Below are 22,137 nucleotides of genomic sequence, written 5' to 3'. Positions count from 1 at the left end.
TCATCCTTTGTACTTCATACTTTAGAGGGGCTGGGTCAAGCATGGATCTCAAGCAAATTGCGAAAGACACAGCCAAGACTCTCCAAAGTTACCTGACTTATCAGGCACTAAGGACGGTTCTGGCACAGCTGAGCGAAACTAATCCTCCGTTGGCATATTGGCTGCAAAACTTCTCCGCAGGTAAAATTCAGGACGGAGAAGCATATATTGAGCAGCTTTTTAGTGAGCAGCCAGATTTGGCCTTACGAATTATGACTGTCAGAGAACACATTGCCGAGGAAGTTACAGAATTTTTACCTGAAATGGTTCTGACTGGCATTCAAAAAGCCAACATAGAAAAACGTCGCCAGCATCTAGAGCGGATTACAAGCATAGACACATACCAACCCAGTCCACCAGCAGAACAGCCAACCAACTTAGATACGAACTTGGATAACTTATCCAGTTAGTTGGTCAACGTACTAAAAAAATCCCACCCCATTATCAACAGCCATGCAAACTTTACCAAAAGAGCGTCGTTTCGAGACCCTTTCTTATCTTCCCCCCCTCAGCGATGCTCAAATCGCCAAACAGGTTCAGTACATCCTCACTCAAGGTTACATCCCAGCAGTTGAGTTTAACGAAACTTCTGAGCCTACCGAACTTTTCTGGACAATGTGGAAATTGCCTTTGTTCGGTGCTAAATCCACTCAAGAAGTTCTGGGTGAAGTACAAGCTTGTCGTTCTCAATATGGTAACTGCTACGTCCGTGTTGTAGGTTTTGACAACATCAAGCAGTGTCAAGTTCTCAGCTTCATTGTTCACAAACCCAGCAGATACTAAACAAGGTAAAAGGTAAAACTTCTAATACCTTTGTTTTTGTTAACGTAATTTAGATAAGAGAGGTAAGATTAACTACCTCTCTTTTTTATTGTTCGTAGTAAGGACTTTAGTCCTTAGAAAAGCCAGACAATCACTATTATTTTCCGGGATTGGGATAACTGAAATTGAAATAAACTATAGAACAAAGAATTAATCTCTCTGCCTCAACAAATCTGCGTAAATCCTGACTTTAGCTAGATTACAATTCAAAACACTCTACAGTCCCCAAACATTAAGTTTCATGTTTTGAATCTTGTATTTTCCGTAATCCAAAGTTTAGGAATTGATGACCTTAGTAATATGCAAAACTGGATTCGCAGTACCGGAAGACATTGCTTAGGAAAATTCTCTACTGGTGTAGTAATAATGATGGCAGGTTTGCTATCTTGTTTACCACTAACCGCAGCTGATCCCAATCCACCCAAGGCGGTAGCTGCATCATTCAGTGACAACAATATCGCCACATCTAATATTCAAGAAATATCCCAAACTCGGCGAATCGTCATTGACCTATCAGCACAGCGTCTATTTGCTTGGGAAGGGGATAAACTAGTATATTCTTTTCGGGTTTCTACCGGGAAACGTTCCACTCCCACACCTCTAGGCAAATTTAGGATTAATTCCAAATATCGTATTAACCGGATGCGAGGCCGTGGCTACGATATTCCAGATGTTCCTTACGCCATGTATTTTCACAAAGGTTATGCTATTCATGGAGCTTATTGGCATAATCGCTTTGGCACTCCCGTTAGTCGCGGTTGTGTAAATTTACCAGTCAAACAAGCCCAGAAACTCTTTAATTGGGCTTCTCATGGCACTTTGGTTGTGGTGCGAAGGTAAAAACCTAACCCCCTAACCCCCTTCCCTACAAGGGAATGGGGAATCAAAAAACAGTTTTGAATAGCATAAAAATAGCGATCGCAATTACAAAATAAGCAAAACCTGTTTCTAGTTTTTTTGCTTCAATAAATTGAGTTAAGTAAGCACCAACTAGCATTCCCAAACTGGCGGCTAAGGTAAAAGTCAGCATTAAATTTATATCTATGGGAACATGACCCCAATATCCAGCAAAACCTGTCACGGATTTAAAAGCCATAATCACTAAAGAAGTACCAATAGCTTCTTTAATGGGTGTGTTACCCAAAATCACGAGAGTCGGAATAATCATAAACCCGCCGCCAATTCCCACTAGTCCAGTCATAATCCCCACCCCAAAGCCTTCCGTGGGGATGGCTAGCCACCAGGGAATATGTTGATCTATGCTGACTGATGAATTTACTTCAACACTGGGTTGATTCACTTCCAATTCTAGATTTGCTGATGATTGATGCTGGCTATTGCGAAGTATAAAGTACGCAGCTATAAACATCACAATTACAAATAAAATTTGCTGTAATGCTGGTGTAACAATGGGGAGAGTACCTAGACGCGCCCCCATGTAAGCACCTACCATTGCCCCTGGAGAAAATAGCAAGGCTGTTTTAAAGTTTACATGGTGTTGTTGCCAGTGAGGAATAATACCAACGAGACTGACAGCACCAATAGTTACTAAACTCATAGCGATCGCTGACTTAATTGGCACTCCCAGCACGTAAACTAAGATGGGTACAGCTAAAATCGACCCACCACCACCAATTAAGCCCAAGCTCACACCGACACAAACAGCTAAAAAGTGAGCAATTATCATAATTTGGGTATGCAACAGAAAAAAGTCAAAAGTCAAATATGATATTGAGATGGCTTTTAGCTAGGATTTTGCTCGATTATAGACCGATCAACATGGATGATCTCAGCACTAATACTTAAATAATTTACTGGAAACTTATATAAAGTTAATTTTTAACAAATTCTCAGCGTAATTTAATTTTGTAGCCAGCAGAAAGCTTTAAATTGTCTTTAGATAACAATTTAAGGAGATTTAAGCTATGCAATGGAAACATTTAGTAATTTTGGCAATTGTTACGACTGTAACTATAGGCTGTACAAGAGAAGAGAGTTCTAATCAAGTGGATACTCAAACTTCAACTACCACTACTGCAACTAGTCCAAGTGCTAAGGCTGGCAATTTTCAAAACGGGGGACACCCAACCAAGGGAAAAGTAACAGTAGTGACGGAACAAGGTAAACAATATTTAGAGTTTGATCAAAATTTTAAAACGGATAATGGCCCTGACTTATTCGTAATTCTTCATAATTCTGACGCACCACCAATATCTGGAATTAAAGAAAAAGATTATGTGACTCTTGCCCCTTTACAAAAGATAAGTGGCAATCAACGCTATGCTTTAACTACTAATATCAAGTTAGCAAATTATAAATCTGTAGCTATATGGTGTAGAAAATTTAATACTACTTTTGGCTATGCCACTTTATAAAATCAAAAGTAAAATTCCTTTTGCTCAGTCCTGAGCAAGAAGATAATTTTATAGAACATAAAAAAGATTGGCTAAATAAATAATGAGTAGAAGTGTAGAGGTAAACAACACATATCTACTCATTTTTTATTGAGTTGGATTAACTAGAAAAAAGCCAATTAAACGCTTTTACGTTAGATTACTGCCAAATTAACGCGATTCAGTCCCTTGATTGGGGCTACCAGCTACGTCATCTTCTCCTGGGGCTTCAGGTTTAGCCGAATCTCTAGCATCAGATTGAGAAGCATCACCAGTTTTGCGGATATCCTCTTGCAGTGGAGTTTGGTATCCACCAGCAGCCGAGGGAGTAGTTTCTTGATTTTTAGATTTTTGTTTTTGTTTTTTTTCTTCAGACATAACTATACACCTGCATTTAGTTCAGACATCATTTTAAATATATACGGATGGTAAATGTATCTATCTAAAATGTAGTTATGGCTAATTTATAAATCTATCGGAAGTATTGTTTAATCTTATTTATGTATACTTGCAAAAATGCAAAAAATCACAGCTTTATCAATAAAAACGACTTCCACTACTATCTTCAATTAATTTATGAAGCAGAGTAATTTATCATTACCACCTGGATGTACACTGCGTAAAGCGACATCTAGGGATATGCGATCGCTGCAATGGTTAGTTTTTTCAGCTATACTTACCCTACCCAATTACGTTGGCAGCAGTTTTGGGTGATTGAATCCCAAGGGGATGTTATAGCCTGTGGACAACTACGTAACTTTGCACAAGCCCAAGAACTTGGTAGTTTAGTCGTTACACCAAATTGGAGAGGTCACGGTTTAGCAACTTTGCTCATACAACATCTCATCACTCAAGCCACAGAACCTTTATATCTCGAATGTTTAGGTGAAAGGCTAGCACAATTTTACAAACGCTTTGGTTTTATGCAAATCGACTTTGAAAACTTACCAAAATCTCTCCAGCACAAGTTCAAATTCTCTCATCTAGCCAGAAAAATCCTGAGAGTTCCTGTAGTCTTTATGCACTATTAACATAAATCAATGCTGAGTAGAAATTGATAATTTAACACTCAACACGCGCAACTCAGCACTATTTAGCAAATACTGTCAGCAAAACAGGCCCTAATAAATAGTGATGATGCAAACACGACAAACCAGCAACAGCACCAAGAATTTCCCGTTGCTGGGGACTGTAGAATTTAATTCCCTGATGGGAAATTGACAATGTTTGTGGTTCTTTCTCTTTTTTCGTAGTGATATCAACTAAATAAAAACGTCCACCAGGAGTCAACACCCGCGCTACTTCCTGCAAAACCTGTTTTGGTTCTTGATAGTGCAAGAAACTAATGCTGTTGAATACAGCATCAAATTGACCATCACCAAAAGGTAGAGCCTCGGCTTTACCTTCAATGAAAATTAACCTGGGATGGTGGCGGTTACTCAGTCGTGCAACTTGCAACATCTTAGACGATAAATCTAAACCAGTACCCTGCAAATGGGGAAAATCAGTAGCTAGACGTTCTAGTAGGCGGCCAGTACCGCAGCCTAAATCAAGTACATTTGCTCGCTCTGGTAAATCGACATATTCTAACAGCCGTTTATGGACAGCCTGATAAAACACTGAAGGTAAAAGCCAGTCATAGCTAGAAGCCCATCGGTCAAAAATAAACTTTTTGTTCTTGAGAAAGTCGTTAGTCATTTGTTTTCGCAGCTGCTTTCAGCTAGATGCTTCCAGTGATGAGTTTTGAGCTGCGCCTCCAAAAAATTGAATCACAACAAGAGCCAGCCTTATCTAGACTAGCGTTTAGCACAACAGATATGTGATGCTGTTTGGACAATCTTCTGAAATAGCAACACCTGCATATGTAGTTAAGACTGTTCCCAAAGATGATATCTGTCTCTATTGAGAACTGCATAAAAAGACATAGCCTAACTGTATTTATGTATAGAAGGTTAAATACACAAAACAAGTGATAATAATTAAGGCAATGGATTATGACAAGCTTTACTCAACTTCACTCCCACAACGACCTACTTAATCCTATTCGCAGATGGTTAGAAGGAATCGAAATTCATAACCATAAACTAGCTCATCTGTTATGTAGAGTTATTCCTGCTCAATGTCCATTTGAAAGAGATATTAAGCTGTTTGGTCGTCAACTATTCCACATTCCGCCAATGTGTAAATTAAATCCTTTCTACGAACAAGTAGTAGGTTTACGCTTCAAGGCACTTTGTTATCTAGCTGATGAATGTGGTGAAGATATAACAGCTTATTGCTAAATGATAACAATTAGTCCAACCAGCAGCAATTTATAATCGGTAATTACAGGTTTACTCTTGTTAGTTACGCAAAAGTATACTAAGCTAACGGAGAACTATTTAGATACCCATGTCATCAGCTAGCAAAGCACAGTAGCAGTAAAAATACTATGTGCAGACAACAGCTCATATTATAGGTTATCTATTAATTTTTACCTTACCTTTTTACTTTTGCCTGATCATGACGAACATCTTGCTGGTTGAAGATGAAGTCAAGCTAGCTCGATTTATGGAGTTAGAACTGAACTATGAAGGTTATCAAGTAAGCGTCGCCTACGATGGATTGACTGCAATTATGGCAACACGGGCGTTACAGCTAGATTTGATTATCTTAGATGATACACTGCCAGGAAGCTCAGGATTAGAATTTTGTCGCCGCTTGCGAAGTATGGATAAGCAAGTGCCGATAATTTTGCTAATCAATAAAGATGAGGTGAGCGATCGCATCTCAGTGTTAGATACTACTGTTAATGATTATGTAATCAAACCCTTCAATATAGAAGAACTATTAACTAAAGTTAACGCTTATTTACGTAGAAAGCCTCAGAGTTTTGAGTGCTAAAGCCTGGGTCGGCAAACTTCCCTACGAGATGCAGCCTAAGCATTAACTTGGGCTGGTTTCCCGACTTGTTGGCGTAGCGTCTCCGTCAGGAGAGCCGACTGATTTGGCGCATATTACCCGCCCTAGTTATGCAAGTTAAATGTCCAACAGCTTACTAGCACAATATGCCAGAAGCATATTTTTATGATATTGCTCAAACTCTGACTGTATAAAGGTTATAAAATGTGCAAGGTAAGAGACAACTAATTATCCAAACCTCATATCATTTATTGAAACGTGGCATTCCGGCAGTAGTTTGTGATAAAACTGCTGCTAAACTAGGAGTTTTAAAACCATCCGAAATAATGATTACTGATTCAACCTGGCATTATAGTGGTGGTGTTTGTTGTTAATTTATCATCTTTAAAATGTGGTTAGTAAGTATATTTATTGCTACGCTATTTCTGGCTTATGTTAAAGGAGCTAATGACAATTTTAAAGGTGTGGCTACACTTTTTGGTAGTCGTATAGCTAGCTACCAAACAGCAATCTTATGGGCAAGTTTCACAACTTTTGCAGGTGCTTTAACATCTACTATATTTGCTAATGAGTTAGTTAAAACGTTTTCCGGTCAGGGTATTGTCAAAGATGCGATCGCTAATTCCCCTAACTTTCATATAGCAGTAGCGATCGCCACTGGTTTAACGGTATTAATTGCTACTATTTTGGGCTTACCTATTTCGACTTCCCATAGTTTAACAGGTGCTATTCTTGGCGGAGCATTAGTAGCGGTCGGACTTAAAGCTAATTTTGCAGTTCTTTTAAGTTACTTTGTTTTACCCTTATTTGTCAGTCCTATTATTGCTATTGTTTTAGGAGCAGGAATTTACAGCTTAATTGAATATATCAAGCCAAAGTTTTCTTTCCCCGTAAACCAACGTTTCATTAAGATTGCCCACTATATTAGTGCTGGAATGATCTGTTTTACGAAAGGCTTTAATGATACACCAAAACTTGTTTCTCTTGTGATGGTAATTGAATATTTTTCTAGGCAAGGTTCAATGATTACCATTGCAATGGCTATGGCATTAGGTGGATTAATTAGCTCTCAAAAAGTTGCTGAAACTATGAGCATGAAAATCACACCTATGAATCATATTCAGGGTTTATCAGCAAACATCATTACAAGTAGTTTAGTCATTGCAGCTAGTTATTTTGGTCTGCCTATCTCTACAACTCATGTTACTGTTAGTTCAATTTTTGGCGTGGGATTAATAACTAAAAAAAACGACAAAATTGTTTTTTTGAAGATTTTTATGGCATGGATTTTAACATTACCGATTGCTACCATTATTGGAGGCATAATTTATAGATTACTGCAAAAGTAAACCAGAATCATATTTGTAGCATCATTTTATTCGGGTCACGCCACCACAGTAATTTTATTTAATTAAAAAGTCCAAATTTTCGGTAGGATAACTGCCATACACAATTAATGTAATTATCCCTAACAGTTATCAATTTAGTATGACAACTTCTGCTTCTGCGATCACCTCCGGTGGGGCGCAGCCCATCGCCTCCACCGAACCCTATCTAATCCTGCAACAGTTAATCGATGGTCAATCCCTCAGTCGCGCCCAAGCTGCTGAACTAATGCAAGGTTGGCTGACTGAAGCAGTTCCCCCAGAATTATCCGGCGCAATCTTAACAGCACTCAACTTTAAAGGCGTGTCCGCCGAGGAACTCACCGGAATGGCGGAAGTCTTACAATCTCAATCGAAGATGGGGACTGGGGATTGGGGACTGGGGACTGGGAAAACTTCCCCCACACTCAGCACTATCATTGATACTTGTGGCACTGGTGGGGATGGTTCTTCCACTTTCAATATTTCTACAGCCGTGGCTTTTGTGGTGGCTGCTTATGGTGTACCTGTCGCCAAGCATGGTAATCGTTCTGCATCAAGTTTGACAGGTAGTGCCGATGTCTTAGAAGCGTTAGGGGTCAATTTAGCTGCTGATAGTGAAAAAGTCCAAGCTGCACTCCCAGAAGTCGGGATTACTTTCTTGTTTGCCCCTGGTTGGCATCCCGCACTCAAAGCAGTGGCACAATTACGCCGGACTTTAAGAATCCGCACAGTGTTTAATTTGCTTGGCCCTTTGGTAAACCCTCTGCGTCCAACTGGGCAAGTGGTAGGGTTATTTACACCCACACTTCTAGAAACTGTTGCCCAAGCTTTACACAATTTGGGGAAAGAAAAGGCGATTGTCCTCCACGGACGAGAAAAACTTGATGAGGCTGGGTTAGGTGATTTAACAGATTTGGCTGTGTTATCTGGTGGTGAAGTCAAGTTAACTACAGTCAATCCCCAAGAGGTAGGTGTCACACCAGCACCAATTACAGCCCTCAAAGGTGGCGATGTCCAAGAAAACGCCGTGATTTTAAAAGCAGTGCTACAAGGGAAAGGAACTCAAGCACAACAAGACGCTGTAGCCCTGAATGCTTCCTTGGCACTACAAGTAGCCGGTGCGATCCCATTGTTGGATCATGCCCAAGGTGTGACAGTGGCTAAGGAGATCCTACAGACTGGTACTGCGTGGACAAAGTTGGAACAGTTAGTTGAATTCCTACAGAGTTAGCATCTGAGTGCGATTGAGGGCGGAACTCTACCACGTTGCGTTTAATGGTGACATCATAGTTACCAAAAAAGTCATGTCCCAGTAAACCCGTTTCCAGTTCTGTCCCAGCGATCGCTACAGGAACTCGATTCACTCTCACACCCCCCAAGGTCATCGAATCCAGATAACCAATCGCAAATTCCACAGCCTTAGAACTAGCGGTGTTAGCTTTAGCTTTCCCCACCACCACAACTCCCAAAGCACGCGCCATTTCTTGGGTAATCACAGTTCCACTTGCGCCTGTATCAACAATCATGTCAAATTGCTGTTGACCATTAAAAGTCACACTCACTACAGGCGTACCCCCAACCCGGCGTTTAATTGGGGCAGAATATACTTTTTCTGGAGAAATAGCGGCTGATAAGGGAAAAGTGCTGGTTTCAGGTGGTAGTTCTGTAGTTTCAGGGGGAGGAACAGGAATGGTAAATCTGGATGATGCGGAAGTCTCAGATGGGGGTGAAGCCGGACGAGAAATAGCCACCTTTCCCTTTTGAGATGCTACCGCTACCGACTTAGATGATGGACGAGCCACAGTATTAGCTTGCCGGATAGCATATTTCATGTGTCCTTCGTACTCAGAAATTTTCGTTTGCGCGATCGCAAACTCTGAGCTTTGCCGTTCCACTTTCTGCATCAAAGCGATCGCATCATGATACTGACTCGCCACCAAATACCAATCATCTGGTGATTGAGCCGATTGACTGATACTTGTCGCACCTGCCGCCTTATCTAATCCCAATTCAAAAGAACTAGGTTCTAATACCGATGATGGCAGGTCTGTTGATGCTGGGATATTGGGTGCTGGCGTAGTTTTATTTGAAGATTGTACTACGGCTAAATCATCAGTCACTACAGACTGTTGATTCCGCAGAATACCCGTCTTCGGCTTACCTGCACTACAACCAACACTCCCAACTGCGATCGCACCAGAGAGAACAATTAGGGTTGCACGAGAAAAAAAGGGCTGAAGCATAATTAATTTCGATTTTAACTGTCCCAGGACTCCTGCCACCAACTCCCATTGTAGATTTAATTTCCTATTGAAGAATTTAAAACCCAGAATTTCAGAATTATTCCTTCATTTTAATTTTTAATTAATTTCTTTGGTGACATTCAATTCGCCAACTCATGGGATAATTAACAGTCGCAGTATTAACCAAATTGGGGACTAAAGACTGCTCACTGTTAACAAGACATTCAGACGTGAGCAAAGGGACACAGACCAGGAAATCCCCAATCCCCAATCCCCAGTTCCCAATCCCCAATCCCCAATCCCCAGTCCCCAATCCCCAATCCCCAAACCCATTTACCGCTTATGCACCTGTCTGACGCAATACCTGCTCTACTTGTCTTAGCAGATGGAACTGCTTACCGTGGCTGGTCTTTTGGTGCGACGGCAACCACCATTGGAGAAGTCGTGTTTAACACTGGCATGACTGGATATCAAGAAGTCTTGACTGATCCCAGTTACTGCGGTCAAATTGTCATATTCACCTATCCTGAGTTGGGGAATACTGGCGTTAATCCCGAAGACGAAGAATCGGACAAACCACAAGTACGAGGTGCGATCGCCCGCAATATTTGTTATAAACCAAGTAATTGGCGATCGACACAATCCCTCCCTGACTACCTCCAACAACACCACATTCCAGGTATCTACGGCATAGATACCCGCGCTCTCACCCGCAAAATTCGGATGTATGGAGCAATGAACGGTGGTATCTCTACAGAAATTTTGGATGAAGCAGAGTTGTTAGAGCAGGTACAGGCAGCTCCTAACATGGCAGGCTTAAATCTAGTTCGGGAAGTCACCACAACCCAAGTATACGAGTGGTCAGATCCCACAATCCCCGCGTGGGAATTCAAGCCAGAAACTGCTGTCAATAACCAGGAATCCTTGACGGTTGTCGCCCTAGACTTTGGCGTAAAACGCAATATCTTACGCCGTTTAGCTAGTTATGGTTGTCGGGTAATTGTTGTACCTGCCGATACACCAGCAGCAGAAATTCTCAAATACAATCCTGATGGTATCTTCCTCTCCAACGGGCCAGGTGATCCGTCAGCAGTCTCAGAAGGGATTGCTACGGCTAAAACCCTGCTCGAAAGTCAAAAACCCATTTTTGGCATTTGTATGGGACACCAAATTCTTGGTCATGCCTTGGGAGCAGAAACCTTTAAGCTAAAATTTGGGCATCGGGGTTTAAATCAGCCTGCGGGATTAACACAAAGAATAGAAATTACCAGCCAAAACCACAGCTTTGCGATCAACCCAGATTCTTTACCTGAAGCAGTTGTGGAAATTAGTCACCTCAACTTAAACGATCGCACCGTTGCTGGATTAAGGCACAAATCCCTACCCATTTTCTCAGTGCAGTACCACCCAGAAGCCAGTCCAGGCCCCCACGACGCTGATTACTTGTTTGAGCAGTTTGTCCAAGCCATGCAAACAGCAAGTCAAACAACTACAGCCGAAGTGAGTTAAAAAAAGACTGGGTAAAAAGTTAGTTCGGAGTTCCGAGTTCCGAGTTCCGAGTCAAGAGTTGCAAGCGGGTAATCTTACTCAGCACTCAGCACTCAGCACTCATTACTCATTACTCATTACTCCAAAGACCTGTAGACAATAAGCCTAAAAACATCTATACTTGAGCGTTTAGTTTAACCATGAGGAGGGAATTATTGCTGAACCACTAAATCTAACCGTCAGCCTGAGAGGCACTCGTGAAGCACGGGATAATTATCAGCTATTCCGCCTCACAGGGTTGTTAGATGCCTTTTCTGAACCGACATTTCGCAAGGTTCTTGGCAACAAAATTGAAGAAGGACCAAAGCACATTATTCTGGATCTTTCGCAAATTGACTTTGTTGATAGTTCTGGGTTGGGTGCTTTGGTACAGCTAGCCAAGCAAGCTCAAACCGCCGAAGGAACTTTGCAAATCGTCACCAATGCCCGTGTAACTCAAACGGTCAAGCTTGTGCGCTTAGAGAAGTTTCTCTCGCTGCAAACCTCTGTTGAAGCAGCTCTAGACAACATCAAGCAGTCTTGATCGCTTGACCGAATCCAGCAATTAAGCTATTCCGAATAATGTATGGAATAGCTTAATTTCACAGACAGGCTGGCAATAACCTCTCCCAGTGGGAGAGGGAAAAGCCACCAAATTAGGTGACAGGGAACAGGTTACAGGTTACAGATAAGAAAATTTAAATTTGCTTCTCTCTATCGAAAATTGCTATGAGTGGATTTATTACCTTAAGAATATTGATACAAATATTTATACTTAGAATAAGCCAGGAGACGGAAAGCATTATTAAAATTGGAATTGATTTTGCCCAATCCCCAGTCCCCAGTCCCCAGTCCCCAGTCCCCAATTAATACAAAATCACCATCAAAAAAGATAAAATTAGTAAATAATTCTGATAGTGTTGATTATGTTGGGTATATACACACAGCAGAGTTGTGGGCAAATAAAGCTAATTTTTGCAGATATGTATCATAATCTAGCCCGATAAGGAATAGTTAATTTGTGAAGTCAAAGGAGGAAGAGTTGTTAGATAGCAAAGATGAAGATCCCCTGACGGATACATCTTGGCATCAATCGCTCTTAGCAAATACAGCGCAATTCACACCACAGATTTCCCAGGGGCAAATACGGCAAATTTCCCCCTCAGCTTTAGCGTATTTGGGGGATGCAATCTACGAGCTTTATGCTAGAATGTATTACCTGCTACCACTACAAAGGCCAGAAGCTTATCATAAAATGGTAGTAGCACAGGTAAGAGCAGAAACACAGGCGCTACATTTGCGATCGCTAACTCCTTACTTGACAACATCCGAATTAGAAATTGTCCGGCGAGGCCGTAACGCCGCCACAGGACGACCTAAACGGGTTAATCCCGAAATATATCAACAAGCAACTAGTCTAGAAACTTTAATTGGCTACTTGTATCTCACCGATTTGCCACGCTTAACCGAACTATTGCAAAAAATCCATCTAGAGAAATAAACGGTTTAATCTCCATGATTGGAAAATCAGTACGTAATGGTTCAGTGAGTTCAGGAATCGGTATGTTTATTCATGCGTTGTACCCAAAACTCCTATGAACAATAAACCTAAAAAAATCAAAACTGCTACCGAACCTAATCGCGGGCCAGTCCTCAAACTTAAAGGCAAGCGTGTTGTAACTAGCTCGACGAGTCGCAGTCCCAGACAAGGAGACAATCAGCCACATCCACGCCGTATCTTTACTCCTCCATCGGTATCTCCCAAACCAATAGAAGAAAGAGAAAGAGATAGCGATAACGACATGATCTATGGTCGTCATCCAGTCTTAAGTGCCTTACAAAATCAACGGGAACTCAACCGCATTTGGGTTACTTCTCGTCTGCGTTACGATCCCCGATTTCATAATCTAATTCTCAAAGCCAAAGAAAACGGCACAGTCATTGACGAAGTAGAACCCAAGCGGCTAGATCAAATCACAGACCAAGCCAACCACCAAGGAATCGCTGCACAAATAGCTCCCTATTCATACATTGAATTACACGAATTGATAGAGCAGGCTAAGTCAGTCACTGATCCCGTTATTGTAGTAGCTGACGGCATCACCGATCCCCATAACCTGGGTGCAATTATTCGTACTGCTGAGGCTATCGGCTCTCAAGGTCTCATTATCCCTCAAAGAAGAGCATCAGGGATTACCTCTACAGTAGTAAAAGTCGCAGCCGGTGCTTTAGAAAACTTTCCTGTAGCTAGAGTAATTAACCTCAGTCGTGCTTTAGAAGAATTGAAAGCAGCTGGTTTTTGGATTTATGGTACTGCGGCCGATGGTAGCGAACCCCTCCATGCTGTCAGCTTCCGTGGCCCTATCGTTTTAGTCGTAGGTTCGGAAGGCGAAGGTCTTAGTATGTTGACACAACGATCCTGTGATGTATTGGTATCAATTCCCCTGCTGGGTAAGACCCCCAGCCTAAACGCCTCTGTAGCATCAGGTATGGCACTGTACGAGATTTTTCGTCAACGTGCTGTAAATACTTTATACCTAGATAAATTACCAAAACCTCTTTGAAAATTATCAGTAAAAGAGTATAAAGAAATGTAAATAGAACAAACGACAACACCAAACATTTAATATTCAGTACCACTTTGATAAATTGGCAGCAACCATGACAACAATTTGGCATAACCTGAAGGAAACTGCAATTAATACGTATAATACCCTTGGCTTGGCTTGGTGGGTAGAAATTGAGACTCAAAATCCCCGTTGTACTTATTACTTCGGGCCTTTTCTCAATTCCACTGATGCCAAGGTAGAAACCAAAGGCTACGTAGAAGATTTAGAAGCAGAAGGAGCGCAAGGGATACTGGTAAACGTCAAGCGATGCAAGCCAGATAATTTAACTATTGCTGAAGACCTGGGGGAACGGATTGACCGCAAAGTAACGCCTGCCTTTAGCGGTCAGATTTAGTTTAGGCAAATAGTCAAGCCAACTTCCAGCAATTGGCGTGTTAATTTCAGATGCACACAGTTTAGACAAATTTATAGATAAGGAGGATGAGGGGGATTGAGATCCGATAACGGTCACTTTCTGCGTTCTCCCTAGGAGTAACCGCAAGGTAGAAGATTAATTATTTTAGCTACTCCCCTTGCTTCCTCATCCACCTTATCACCCACTCAGCACTTAGCACCGGCTAAACGCCGCGCTACCGCTCTAAGCGCAGCCATGCCCGCAGGGCTTTACAGCAAGGGTTACGCTAACGGCACTAACTCAACCACCCAACTCATTGGGTCGTTTGTATTGCTTGTAGGCAGCGTAAAACAACCCAGCGAGGGTAACTACAATCAAACCAAGAACAATACCTGAAAGCAGGGGTTCAACCACTTTAAGTCTCCTGTTTACGATTTTCAACATTCATTTCCTGTTTATGATTTTACCAAATTGGGGATGAATCCCGCTTTCTATCAAGATTTTAGACAATGGCTAGTTACGATAAAAGTCCCAGATATGCTTGCAGTCAGCATCAAGAACTTTTAAGCTATGTGTAGGAAATGAAAATTTTTGAAAACAACTAGACTTTCACAGCACAACTTTTGGATAACCAGATTACCAAACCGGAAACTCTGATTCAGCAGTGCGCTTTACTGGCTCTGGCGATACTGCTAGCAGTCTTTTTGGGCATTTTTGGTGTTCAGATGGTTCAAGCCTCTGACCCATACGTCAAGAGTGTTATGGCGTTGCCAGGAGACCAAATACAAGGTCACGCTATCTTTCAAATCAATTGTGCTGGCTGTCATGGTTTAGAAGCCGATGGGCGAGTAGGCCCTAGCTTGCAAGGCGTTTCTAAACACAAGTCCAAGTATGGACTAATTCATCAAGTCATTAGTGGTCAAACACCACCAATGCCAAAATTTCAGCCCAATACGCAAGAAATGGCGGATCTTTTGAGTTATTTAGAAAGTTTATAAACTGGTATTCAGTCCATAGTAAAAGCAGTAGGTAAATCATCTTGTTGATCGCCTACTATTTTTTGTGAAACTTGCTTGTAGTTTAGTTTAGATCCCCGACTTCTTGAAGAAGTCGGGGATCTAAAGGACAATCCCTCACCGCCTAAATATACATAAACCAAACAAATATGACTGAAGTGCTGCAAATCGGCGATCGCAAAATCCAAGCTAGTGAAATTATTCCCTTACTAGCTAATTATCAACTACTGCCACAATTGCTACGGGAGTTAATTATTGACGAGGGTATAGCAAATATAGAGTGCAATCTTGAAGAAGTTACCCAAGCTAAACAGCGTTTTTATGCCGAAAGACAGTTAACACAAGCAGCTGATATTCAAGCATGGATGGTACAGCAAGGTTTGAGTTCTGAGCAATTAGATAATATTATTTCTCGCAAACTAAAATTAGAAAAATTTAAGCAAGTCACTTGGGGTAACAAACTAGAATCTTATTTTTTTCAGTTAAAGGGCAAACTGGATAAAGTTATATATTCTCTGCTACGGACTCAAGATGCTGGACTAGCGCAAGAACTATACTTTCGACTTCAAGCTAAAGAACAATCTTTTGCAGATGTAGCACAGAAGTATTCACAAGGACCAGAAGCTCAAACTGGGGGCTTAGTAGGGCCTGTGGAACTCAACACGCTTCATCCCACAATGGTACAACTACTTACTAATTGTCAACCCAATCAAATCTCACCCCCAGCCCGCATTGCAGAGTGGTTGGTAATTGTGCGTGTGGAGAAGTTTATCCCCGCCCAACTAGATGATCCTATGAAGGCGCGTCTATTGAATGAATTATTTGAAGGTTGGTTAAAAGAACAGCAACAGCAAGTTGAGGTAATTCGGAGTTAGGGACTGGGGACTGGGTACTGGGGATTGGGGATTGGGGATTGGATTGGGGACTGGGGACTGGAAGGTAGAAATGACCTTTTTTGAATTCAAAATGCAAAATTCAAAATTCTGTTAGGAAGAATGGAAATAATTTTAAATTAATTAATTGTGGGTACAAGAAAGAGCCACAATCTTCTCTACGTTCGCGCAGCGTGTCGTAGACAGACGCTGCGCGAATGATTTGGCGGTCTTCCCTACGGGACGCTACGCGAACAATTAGGGGTGAGTTCAATCGGACACTAATTGTCTTTAATTTTGAATTTTGAATTTTGAATTTTGAATTTTGAATTGGAGCGTTCGCGTAGCGTCTCGTAGAGAAGCGACTTGACTAATGACTAAATTGCTGAGTATAGAACCTTGCATAGCGACGCTCAAGGGCTAATAATTCTTCATGAGTTCCTGACTCTACAATTTGTCCTCGTTCTAATACTAAAATGCGATCGCACTTTCTGACTGTACTTAAACGGTGGGCAATAATAAATACTGTCCGTTGTTGCATGAGTCTTTCTAAGGCTTGCTGTACCAAGGCTTCTGACTCGGAATCTAAGGCTGATGTCGCCTCATCTAAAATTAAAATCCGTGGGTTCAGCAATACAGCACGGGCGATCGCAATTCTTTGTCTTTGTCCACCAGATAAATTTACACCCCTTTCACCTACCCAAGTTTGATAGCCCTCTGGTAGCTGGGTAATAAACTGATGGGCGTTAGCAATTTTCGCCGCCTCTGCAACTGCTTCTAAGTCATAGAAATTTTGTCCAAAAGCAATATTTTGAGCAACAGTCCCAGAAAACATGATGGTTTCTTGGGGAACTATGCCAATTTGTCGCCGTAAACTCTCTAAAGAGACATCTCGTATATTCACGCCATCAATCAAGATTTCCCCATTTGTGGGATCGTAAAAACGGGGGAGAAGATTAACGAAGGTGGTTTTACCAGCACCAGACGCACCGACAAGAGCGATCGCTTCCCCTGGCATCGCTAATAAATTAATATCCTTTAAGACCGATTCCCCTGGCTTATAAGCGAAGGTGATATGACGGTATTCAACTTTACCCTCCACTGGGGGTAAATTCATCGCGTTAGGCTTTTCTGTCACCGTTGGCTGTATCGCCATCAATTCAAAAATCCGGTCTACAGAGGCTTCCCCTTGCTTAAATTCGTTGTAGTTGTTGGTAACATGACCAATGGGATCAATTAATAAACCTGCGGCGGTTAGGTAACTGAAAAACTCCCCCACGGTTAAATTTTTTTGCTGAATTTGCCATGCTCCCACCAAAATTAGGGATAAAGCACTTAAAGCTTCCAAAAATCCGATGATGGGAATCTGCACAGCTTTCAGGCGTTCGGCTGAGTATTTTGCTTGAAAGCTGCGTTCTGCTTCATGGCTAAATCTAGCAACTTCGTACTTTTCAGCCGCAAACGCTCGAATTAGGCGAATCCCACTAAAAACTTCTGTGAGAATTGCCGATAAATCGGATACGCGATTTTGACTTTTTAACGCATATTTACGTAAACGTTCCCCAAACCAACCGATTAATACACCCATTAACGGCGCAACTATCACTGTAGCTAGGGTGAGTTGCCAGTTGAGGTAAATCATATATATGGGGATAGCTATCAATTGCAACACGCAAGGAAGAAAGTCGTGAAACAGTTTATGGATGACTTCACCAATCCGATCAATATCTTCGGTGAGGCGGTAAGATAAATCACCAGCTTTGGCGGTTTCAAAATAGCTTAAATCTAATTTTTGTAAGTGGGTGTACACTTGCTTGCGGAGATAGAAAGCGACTCTTAAAGCTGCTTTCGACATATAAATGTCTTGCACAGACTGAAAAACGCCACGGACAAGAAACACTAAGGCCAAAATTGCCGCTAATTGTGCGATCGCTACTACATTACCTTCACCAAAAGGATTTGCTAACTTCCCTGCAAAATTAATTAGCGTCAGCGTCGCCAGCACATATCCCACAATGCCGACTAGTCCCTTAGTAAGATTCTGCCACTGGGGTCTAATATAGGGCAGCAGTTGCCAGTAATTAGAACGACTTTTCAAGCTCTCACGTCCACAAAAATATTATCCTTTGTTAGACGCTACCAGCTTTTGGGTAGTTTCTCAAAGTTAATTTCCTGACTAATGCAGCTTTCATACTGAGAAGATTGGTATCCGCTCAGAAAATGGCGGTAAAATTATGAGTAACAATATTAATTTTTGTAACGCTCATATTAATGTCTAATATTTTTGTTGATCAAAGTAAACCTCGTGTAGTCGTCATTGGTGCGGGAATTGGTGGACTGACGGCGGCTGCATTATTAGCCCATCGTGGTTACAGCGTGTTAATTCTAGACCAAGCCCTTGTTCCAGGCGGGTGTGCTTCTACATTCAAACGCCAAGGATTTACCTTTGATGTTGGCGCAACCCAGGTAGCAGGGTTAGAACCTGGAGGAATCCATCATCGGATATTTTCCGAATTAGAAATCGAGTTACCAGATGCAATCCCTTGTGACCCAGCTTGTGCAGTCTTTTTACCTGGAGAAAATACACCGATTAATGTCTGGCGTGACCCTGAAAAATGGCAAGCAGAACGACAAAGGCAGTTTCCTGGTAGCGCACCTTTTTGGCAACTGATGGCAACTTTATTTAACGCCAGTTGGGAATTCCAAGGACGTGACCCTGTGCTACCTCCCCGCAATTTGTGGGATTTAGGTCAGTTAATTCAAGCAGTGCGTCCGAGTACATTTATTACTGCACCCTTCACTTTGTTCACTGTAGGTGATGCTTTAAGGTTATTTGGGTTGGGAAATGACCGACGACTGCGGACATTTTTAGATTTACAACTGAAGCTATATTCTCAAGTCAGTGCTGAAGAAACGGCTTTACTTTACGCCGCTACAGCCTTGAGTGTATCCCAACTACCCCAAGGATTATTTCATCTTCAGGGTAGTATGCAGGTATTAAGCGATCGCCTAGTTGAAGCTTTAGAAAGAGACGGTGGTAAATTATTAATGCGCCACACTGTCGAACACATCAAAGTTGAGAATGGCAAAGCTACGGCTGTTGTGATTAGGAATCAAAAAACAGGCGAAGTCTGGACAGAAACAGCAGATCATGTAGTTGCTAACGTCACTGTCCAAAATTTAGTACAACTCCTAGGAGAATCCGCACCATCAGGTTATCAACAGCGTGTAGAAAAGCTACCTTCTGCATCTGGTGCGTTTGTGGTGTATTTGGGTGTAGATGCTAGTGCTATACCTCTGGATTGTCCGCCCCACTTACAGTTTCTGTATGATGCTGATGGAGAGATTGGCGAAAATAATTCTTTGTTTGTCTCTGTCAGTCACGCGGGTGATGGTCGCGCACCAGCAGGGAAAGCCACAATTATCGCCTCATCCTTTGTAGACCCTGAACAGTGGAGGCGTACTGAAGATTATTCAGGACTCAAACAAAAGTTTACCCAAGAAGCGATCGCAAAACTAGCACAATACTTTTATCTCAAACCAGAAACCATAGTTTATCAAGAAGCCGCTACGCCCCGAACTTTTGCTTACTATACTGCGCGCGATCGCGGTATAGTTGGCGGTATTGGTCAAAGAATCCCCACCTTTGGCCCCTTTGGTTTTGCTAATCGGACACCCATCCAAGATTTATGGTTAGTTGGTGACTCCACCCATCCAGGAGAAGGTACAGCCGGGGTAAGTTATTCCGCCTTGACAGTTGTCAGACAAATTCAAGCGGAATCTTAATGTTATACACAACATATAAGGATATATTTATCCTAGGCTTACGGGATGCGTAGATTAAATTGGCTTGTCGTCAGACATTGCCCTTGAGGACTTAGCACCAAACGGTGACATTCCAGATAGCAAAAGATAGCGCATAACCAAGTATCTATACTGTGTAAAAACTTACGCTACGCTGGATAGATGAATTACGAAACAGCTCGCAAACTTCTAGTAGGGCAAACAATAGCAACTGAGGATAACCCAGATGCCCTATTGACGCGGATGAAGTGGGGAAAGCCACCGGTACCCGGTCAAATCACTTCGATTTTATTAGCTTTGAAGGTTGTATTTGAAGCACTGAAAGAATCCCCCAGCCTAGATAGAGAATTAACTTTTGCCCTTTATCAATTAAGTATTAAGGCGCAACAGCTATTTGTAGCAGGGCGAAGGGCTGGTGTAGATTGGCCGCCATTACTCAAGGAAGATTTGCTGAGAATCGCTTTAGCTGTAGAAAGTATTTTTTCTGGCGTTTGGCAAACTCCACCTTCTGGAAGTTTTTAGGAAGTAGGAAATAGATAACTTGAGACTAAGCACTCATAGATTCAGAGGTCAGCAACCCAGACATATCCAATACTCGCTGTGACCAATTAGATGCAGCAGATGCAATACGTGCTGTCTCTGTTGGCTTGTCCCAAATATTTATCCAATCTTGTTTCCAGCCCTGTAGCAAGTCTTGGAGTTGATTTAATTCAAAATTATTTGTCTCATTTTTTTGTTGTACCAAAGACAAATACAACAAACTTTCTTCCAACAATACTGGAACTAATTCACGGTTAGCATTTTTTTGTGACCAAGAGTTGAGGCGTGCTAAACAAGCTGCCAATTCTCCCAACTGTTGTGCGTGGGGTTGGCGTACAAAAATAGCTTCAATTGCACTCCAGTTTGGCATTACAATCCTCCTAGCAATCGTTTGGTAATTTGATTAACTTGTTCTCGAATTTGTGGAGATTGGATGATCATACTACGGTTGTTTTGGCTAGGGCGGATATTGATGATTGACTCAAACACGATTTCCTCAGTGTAAGGAGACCAATCAGCACCCCAAATATCCTTTTGTCTGCTACCGTCTTTCAGCAACTCTTGTTCACATTCGTAGTGGCGAACGCCTCCACCTGCAAGAATTTTGCGTTCTATGTCTACTGCTATCTTAATAAATACGTCCCAAGTTTTCAGCATTTCCTCTATCTCTTCAGAGGTAGCAGGTTCACGGATGATTAAAACCAATTGAAATTAATCCTACTCAGCAATCAACAACGTCAATTTATACACTAATTAACGTAGCCTAGCCAAGTGGGTGATTCTCAGTTGCAAGTGCAAAAATCAGCAATCTGAACAACAAAACTCCGACTCTTTTGAAAAGTCGGGGTTCTAGTTTCTCAAAACAAATTAGGGCTGTCATAGACTAACTAACGATTTCGCAGTTCTGCTTCTAACTTATCTAAGTCAGTTTTGAGTAAAACAGTCATTTGTCCTGTGAAAGCTTTACCAGTTCGTGGTTGGGCAATTTCTACCCAATAGGCGTAGCGATCGCCTACTCGTAATTCTCCCCTTAAAGCTTCTCTAATAGGAGTTTTCGCAAAACGCGCCGAGTTAATTGCACTCTGGTTAGGATATTCATATATAGTTTGGGCATTTTTAAAGTCTTGATAAATATCTAAACCGTAAATTACCCGCAATGATTCTTGCAAACGCTGAAAGCTCATGCCATTAACAGCATCGTACATAGCTAGACGCTCGTAGCGAATCCTACTCCGGTCTTTGCTGAATTCTACTCTACCAGGAGGCAACACGGAAGCCTGAAAAGTAAATCGCTGGGCTGCTGTATCACTTTTTTGAATATATAATTTCTCTCCCCTACCAGGGCGTAAGGTGGGATGGGCTTTAATCCAAGTACCAACATCCTCTGTACTTTGTCCTGGTAAAGCATTCGCTTTGGTATCAAATACCATTCCCACGCCTAGCCCAGAAACTAGAGAACAGGCGCAAATCAAAAAGTTAAGCTGAGATGTTTTGAGCATTTTCTTATACGGGACTCACAGAGAAATTTCTTCATTGTGTGGTGACAATGAAGGGATAACTATAGGATTCCCGTTTTATAGAAAGATAATGTCAAATTAGAAGGGTAATGTGTCTTGACAACCGTTAAATTTGTACCTCAGCAGACAAGG

At 41.8% G+C, this 22,137-nt stretch carries 25 protein-coding genes and 3 pseudogenes; 19 read left to right on the top strand and 9 right to left on the bottom strand.

What is annotated here, in order from left to right; genetic code table 11:
- Positions 1-41: 41 nt before the first annotated feature.
- The 3 genes from rcbX to L6494_RS18025 all read left to right on the top strand — a co-directional run bounded on the left by rcbX (position 42) and on the right by L6494_RS18025 (position 1,701).
- Positions 42-449 (top strand): RuBisCO chaperone RbcX, encoded by a 408-nt coding sequence (gene rcbX, locus L6494_RS18035; protein ID WP_237989056.1) that lies wholly within the window; start codon positions 42-44, stop codon positions 447-449.
- Positions 450-492: 43 nt separating this feature from the next.
- A complete protein-coding gene (locus tag L6494_RS18030; RefSeq protein ID WP_237989055.1) occupies positions 493-822 on the top strand; it encodes a ribulose bisphosphate carboxylase small subunit in 330 nt (109 codons plus the stop codon).
- A gap of 339 nt (positions 823-1,161) precedes the next feature.
- A complete protein-coding gene (locus L6494_RS18025; RefSeq protein ID WP_237989054.1) occupies positions 1,162-1,701 on the top strand; it encodes a L,D-transpeptidase in 540 nt (179 codons plus the stop codon).
- A gap of 43 nt (positions 1,702-1,744) precedes the next feature.
- Here the strand turns inward: L6494_RS18025 and L6494_RS18020 are convergent, their stop codons facing one another.
- Positions 1,745-2,548, bottom strand: coding sequence for a sulfite exporter TauE/SafE family protein (locus tag L6494_RS18020; RefSeq protein ID WP_237989053.1), 804 nt, complete (start codon positions 2,546-2,548; stop codon positions 1,745-1,747).
- Between the two features lie 238 nt (positions 2,549-2,786).
- Between L6494_RS18020 and L6494_RS18015 the strand changes: the two genes are divergently transcribed.
- Positions 2,787-3,236, top strand: a complete 450-nt coding sequence (locus tag L6494_RS18015; protein ID WP_237989052.1) for a DM13 domain-containing protein — start codon at positions 2,787-2,789, stop codon at positions 3,234-3,236.
- A 189-nt stretch (positions 3,237-3,425) separates the two neighbouring features.
- Here L6494_RS18015 and L6494_RS18010 read toward each other — a convergent pair whose 3' ends face one another.
- Positions 3,426-3,632, bottom strand: coding sequence for a hypothetical protein (locus L6494_RS18010; protein WP_237989051.1), 207 nt, complete (start codon positions 3,630-3,632; stop codon positions 3,426-3,428).
- A 198-nt stretch (positions 3,633-3,830) separates the two neighbouring features.
- Here L6494_RS18010 and L6494_RS18005 point away from each other — a divergent pair.
- A pseudogene (locus L6494_RS18005) lies at positions 3,831-4,285 on the top strand (GNAT family N-acetyltransferase).
- Between the two features lie 58 nt (positions 4,286-4,343).
- Here the strand turns inward: L6494_RS18005 and L6494_RS18000 are convergent.
- Complete coding sequence (locus L6494_RS18000) at positions 4,344-4,952, bottom strand: class I SAM-dependent methyltransferase (protein ID WP_237989050.1); 609 nt, start codon at positions 4,950-4,952, stop codon at positions 4,344-4,346.
- Positions 4,953-5,248: 296 nt separating this feature from the next.
- On the opposite strand from L6494_RS18000, the gene L6494_RS17995 reads away from it, so the two are divergent.
- The 5 genes and pseudogenes from L6494_RS17995 (at position 5,249) to trpD (ending at position 8,753) form a co-directional block, all read left to right on the top strand.
- Positions 5,249-5,536 carry a Mo-dependent nitrogenase C-terminal domain-containing protein gene (locus L6494_RS17995; protein WP_237989049.1) on the top strand — a complete coding sequence of 96 codons (288 nt, stop codon included), beginning with the start codon at positions 5,249-5,251 and terminating at the stop codon, positions 5,534-5,536.
- Between the two features lie 220 nt (positions 5,537-5,756).
- Positions 5,757-6,122, top strand: a pseudogene (locus L6494_RS17990) (response regulator transcription factor); the annotation flags it as partial.
- Positions 6,123-6,400: 278 nt separating this feature from the next.
- Positions 6,401-6,529 (top strand): annotated as a pseudogene (locus L6494_RS17985) (arsenosugar biosynthesis arsenite methyltransferase ArsM); the annotation flags it as partial.
- A 15-nt stretch (positions 6,530-6,544) separates the two neighbouring features.
- A complete protein-coding gene (locus L6494_RS17980; RefSeq protein WP_237989047.1) occupies positions 6,545-7,504 on the top strand; it encodes an inorganic phosphate transporter in 960 nt (319 codons plus the stop codon).
- Between the two features lie 139 nt (positions 7,505-7,643).
- Positions 7,644-8,753, top strand: coding sequence for an anthranilate phosphoribosyltransferase (gene trpD, locus L6494_RS17975; protein WP_237989046.1), 1,110 nt, complete (start codon positions 7,644-7,646; stop codon positions 8,751-8,753).
- Here the strand turns inward: trpD and L6494_RS17970 are convergent.
- Positions 8,683-9,765, bottom strand: coding sequence for a retropepsin-like aspartic protease family protein (locus L6494_RS17970; RefSeq protein WP_237989045.1), 1,083 nt, complete (start codon positions 9,763-9,765; stop codon positions 8,683-8,685). The two genes, trpD and L6494_RS17970, sit on opposite strands and share 71 nt — an antisense overlap.
- A 342-nt stretch (positions 9,766-10,107) precedes the next feature.
- Here L6494_RS17970 and carA point away from each other — a divergent pair, with 342 nt between their 5' ends.
- The 5 genes from carA to L6494_RS17945 all read left to right on the top strand — a co-directional run bounded on the left by carA (position 10,108) and on the right by L6494_RS17945 (position 14,256).
- A complete protein-coding gene (gene carA, locus L6494_RS17965) occupies positions 10,108-11,274 on the top strand; it encodes a glutamine-hydrolyzing carbamoyl-phosphate synthase small subunit (RefSeq protein ID WP_237989044.1) in 1,167 nt (388 codons plus the stop codon).
- A gap of 190 nt (positions 11,275-11,464) precedes the next feature.
- Entirely contained in the window at positions 11,465-11,836 is a 372-nt protein-coding gene (locus L6494_RS17960; RefSeq protein ID WP_190697503.1) for an STAS domain-containing protein, read from the top strand.
- Positions 11,837-12,313: 477 nt separating this feature from the next.
- Positions 12,314-12,793, top strand: coding sequence for a Mini-ribonuclease 3 (locus L6494_RS17955; RefSeq protein ID WP_237989043.1), 480 nt, complete (start codon positions 12,314-12,316; stop codon positions 12,791-12,793).
- A gap of 94 nt (positions 12,794-12,887) precedes the next feature.
- Positions 12,888-13,856: a 23S rRNA (guanosine(2251)-2'-O)-methyltransferase RlmB gene (rlmB, locus tag L6494_RS17950; protein ID WP_237989042.1), complete on the top strand. Its 969-nt coding sequence runs from the start codon at positions 12,888-12,890 to the stop codon at positions 13,854-13,856.
- 97 nt (positions 13,857-13,953) lie between these two features.
- Positions 13,954-14,256 carry a DUF1816 domain-containing protein gene (locus tag L6494_RS17945; RefSeq protein ID WP_237989041.1) on the top strand — a complete coding sequence of 101 codons (303 nt, stop codon included), beginning with the start codon at positions 13,954-13,956 and terminating at the stop codon, positions 14,254-14,256.
- A 300-nt stretch (positions 14,257-14,556) separates the two neighbouring features.
- Here the strand turns inward: L6494_RS17945 and petG are convergent, their stop codons facing one another.
- Entirely contained in the window at positions 14,557-14,670 is a 114-nt protein-coding gene (gene petG, locus L6494_RS17940) for a cytochrome b6-f complex subunit V (protein ID WP_010995538.1), read from the bottom strand.
- Positions 14,671-14,879: 209 nt separating this feature from the next.
- Between petG and L6494_RS17935 the strand changes: the two genes are divergently transcribed.
- Together L6494_RS17935 and L6494_RS17930 are read left to right on the top strand one after the other, a co-directional pair.
- Positions 14,880-15,254, top strand: coding sequence for a c-type cytochrome (locus tag L6494_RS17935; protein ID WP_237989040.1), 375 nt, complete (start codon positions 14,880-14,882; stop codon positions 15,252-15,254).
- A 167-nt stretch (positions 15,255-15,421) separates the two neighbouring features.
- Positions 15,422-16,147 carry a peptidylprolyl isomerase gene (locus L6494_RS17930; protein WP_237989039.1) on the top strand — a complete coding sequence of 242 codons (726 nt, stop codon included), beginning with the start codon at positions 15,422-15,424 and terminating at the stop codon, positions 16,145-16,147.
- Positions 16,148-16,514: 367 nt separating this feature from the next.
- On the opposite strand, the gene L6494_RS17925 is transcribed toward L6494_RS17930, so the two are convergent.
- On the bottom strand, positions 16,515-18,242 hold the full coding sequence (locus tag L6494_RS17925; protein ID WP_237989038.1) for an ABC transporter ATP-binding protein: 1,728 nt from the start codon (positions 18,240-18,242) through the stop codon (positions 16,515-16,517).
- 173 nt (positions 18,243-18,415) lie between these two features.
- Here L6494_RS17925 and crtD point away from each other — a divergent pair, with 173 nt between their 5' ends.
- Positions 18,416-19,930, top strand: coding sequence for a C-3',4' desaturase CrtD (crtD, locus tag L6494_RS17920; RefSeq protein ID WP_237989037.1), 1,515 nt, complete (start codon positions 18,416-18,418; stop codon positions 19,928-19,930).
- A gap of 180 nt (positions 19,931-20,110) precedes the next feature.
- Positions 20,111-20,470, top strand: a complete 360-nt coding sequence (locus tag L6494_RS17915) for a Dethiobiotin synthetase (protein ID WP_237989036.1) — start codon at positions 20,111-20,113, stop codon at positions 20,468-20,470.
- A gap of 25 nt (positions 20,471-20,495) precedes the next feature.
- On the opposite strand, the gene L6494_RS17910 is transcribed toward L6494_RS17915, so the two are convergent.
- The 3 genes from L6494_RS17910 to L6494_RS17900 all read right to left on the bottom strand — a co-directional run bounded on the left by L6494_RS17910 (position 20,496) and on the right by L6494_RS17900 (position 21,987).
- Complete coding sequence (locus L6494_RS17910) at positions 20,496-20,858, bottom strand: hypothetical protein (RefSeq protein WP_237989035.1); 363 nt, start codon at positions 20,856-20,858, stop codon at positions 20,496-20,498.
- Positions 20,858-21,193 carry a DUF5674 family protein gene (locus L6494_RS17905; protein ID WP_237989034.1) on the bottom strand — a complete coding sequence of 112 codons (336 nt, stop codon included), beginning with the start codon at positions 21,191-21,193 and terminating at the stop codon, positions 20,858-20,860. Before L6494_RS17905 ends, L6494_RS17910 begins: the two co-directional genes overlap by 1 nt.
- Before the next feature lie 182 nt (positions 21,194-21,375).
- Complete coding sequence (locus L6494_RS17900) at positions 21,376-21,987, bottom strand: hypothetical protein (protein WP_237989033.1); 612 nt, start codon at positions 21,985-21,987, stop codon at positions 21,376-21,378.
- Positions 21,988-22,137 lie beyond the last annotated feature (150 nt).

This window comes from Nostoc sp. UHCC 0870, assembly GCF_022063185.1.
Taxonomy (GTDB): Bacteria; Cyanobacteriota; Cyanobacteriia; order Cyanobacteriales; family Nostocaceae; genus Trichormus.
This window is presented reverse-complemented; position numbering and strand designations above follow the sequence as displayed.

What these genes read in the sequence shown, in the direction of transcription:
- L6494_RS17980 (WP_237989047.1), top strand. Translation starts at nt 6,545, where the DNA reads ATGTGGTTAGTAAGTATATTTATTGCTACGCTATTTCTGGCTTATGTT.
- L6494_RS17945 (WP_237989041.1), top strand. Translation starts at nt 13,954, where the DNA reads ATGACAACAATTTGGCATAACCTGAAGGAAACTGCAATTAATACGTAT.
- L6494_RS18030 (WP_237989055.1), top strand. Translation starts at nt 493, where the DNA reads ATGCAAACTTTACCAAAAGAGCGTCGTTTCGAGACCCTTTCTTATCTT.
- crtD (WP_237989037.1), top strand. Translation starts at nt 18,416, where the DNA reads ATGTCTAATATTTTTGTTGATCAAAGTAAACCTCGTGTAGTCGTCATT.
- L6494_RS17995 (WP_237989049.1), top strand. Translation starts at nt 5,249, where the DNA reads ATGACAAGCTTTACTCAACTTCACTCCCACAACGACCTACTTAATCCT.
- L6494_RS18000 (WP_237989050.1), bottom strand. Translation starts at nt 4,952, where the DNA reads ATGACTAACGACTTTCTCAAGAACAAAAAGTTTATTTTTGACCGATGG.
- L6494_RS17900 (WP_237989033.1), bottom strand. Translation starts at nt 21,987, where the DNA reads ATGCTCAAAACATCTCAGCTTAACTTTTTGATTTGCGCCTGTTCTCTA.
- L6494_RS18010 (WP_237989051.1), bottom strand. Translation starts at nt 3,632, where the DNA reads ATGTCTGAAGAAAAAAAACAAAAACAAAAATCTAAAAATCAAGAAACT.
- carA (WP_237989044.1), top strand. Translation starts at nt 10,108, where the DNA reads ATGCACCTGTCTGACGCAATACCTGCTCTACTTGTCTTAGCAGATGGA.
- L6494_RS17930 (WP_237989039.1), top strand. Translation starts at nt 15,422, where the DNA reads ATGACTGAAGTGCTGCAAATCGGCGATCGCAAAATCCAAGCTAGTGAA.
- rcbX (WP_237989056.1), top strand. Translation starts at nt 42, where the DNA reads ATGGATCTCAAGCAAATTGCGAAAGACACAGCCAAGACTCTCCAAAGT.
- L6494_RS18015 (WP_237989052.1), top strand. Translation starts at nt 2,787, where the DNA reads ATGCAATGGAAACATTTAGTAATTTTGGCAATTGTTACGACTGTAACT.
- L6494_RS17915 (WP_237989036.1), top strand. Translation starts at nt 20,111, where the DNA reads ATGAATTACGAAACAGCTCGCAAACTTCTAGTAGGGCAAACAATAGCA.
- L6494_RS17970 (WP_237989045.1), bottom strand. Translation starts at nt 9,765, where the DNA reads ATGCTTCAGCCCTTTTTTTCTCGTGCAACCCTAATTGTTCTCTCTGGT.
- L6494_RS17910 (WP_237989035.1), bottom strand. Translation starts at nt 20,858, where the DNA reads ATGCCAAACTGGAGTGCAATTGAAGCTATTTTTGTACGCCAACCCCAC.
- trpD (WP_237989046.1), top strand. Translation starts at nt 7,644, where the DNA reads ATGACAACTTCTGCTTCTGCGATCACCTCCGGTGGGGCGCAGCCCATC.
- rlmB (WP_237989042.1), top strand. Translation starts at nt 12,888, where the DNA reads ATGAACAATAAACCTAAAAAAATCAAAACTGCTACCGAACCTAATCGC.
- L6494_RS18020 (WP_237989053.1), bottom strand. Translation starts at nt 2,548, where the DNA reads ATGATAATTGCTCACTTTTTAGCTGTTTGTGTCGGTGTGAGCTTGGGC.
- L6494_RS18025 (WP_237989054.1), top strand. Translation starts at nt 1,162, where the DNA reads ATGCAAAACTGGATTCGCAGTACCGGAAGACATTGCTTAGGAAAATTC.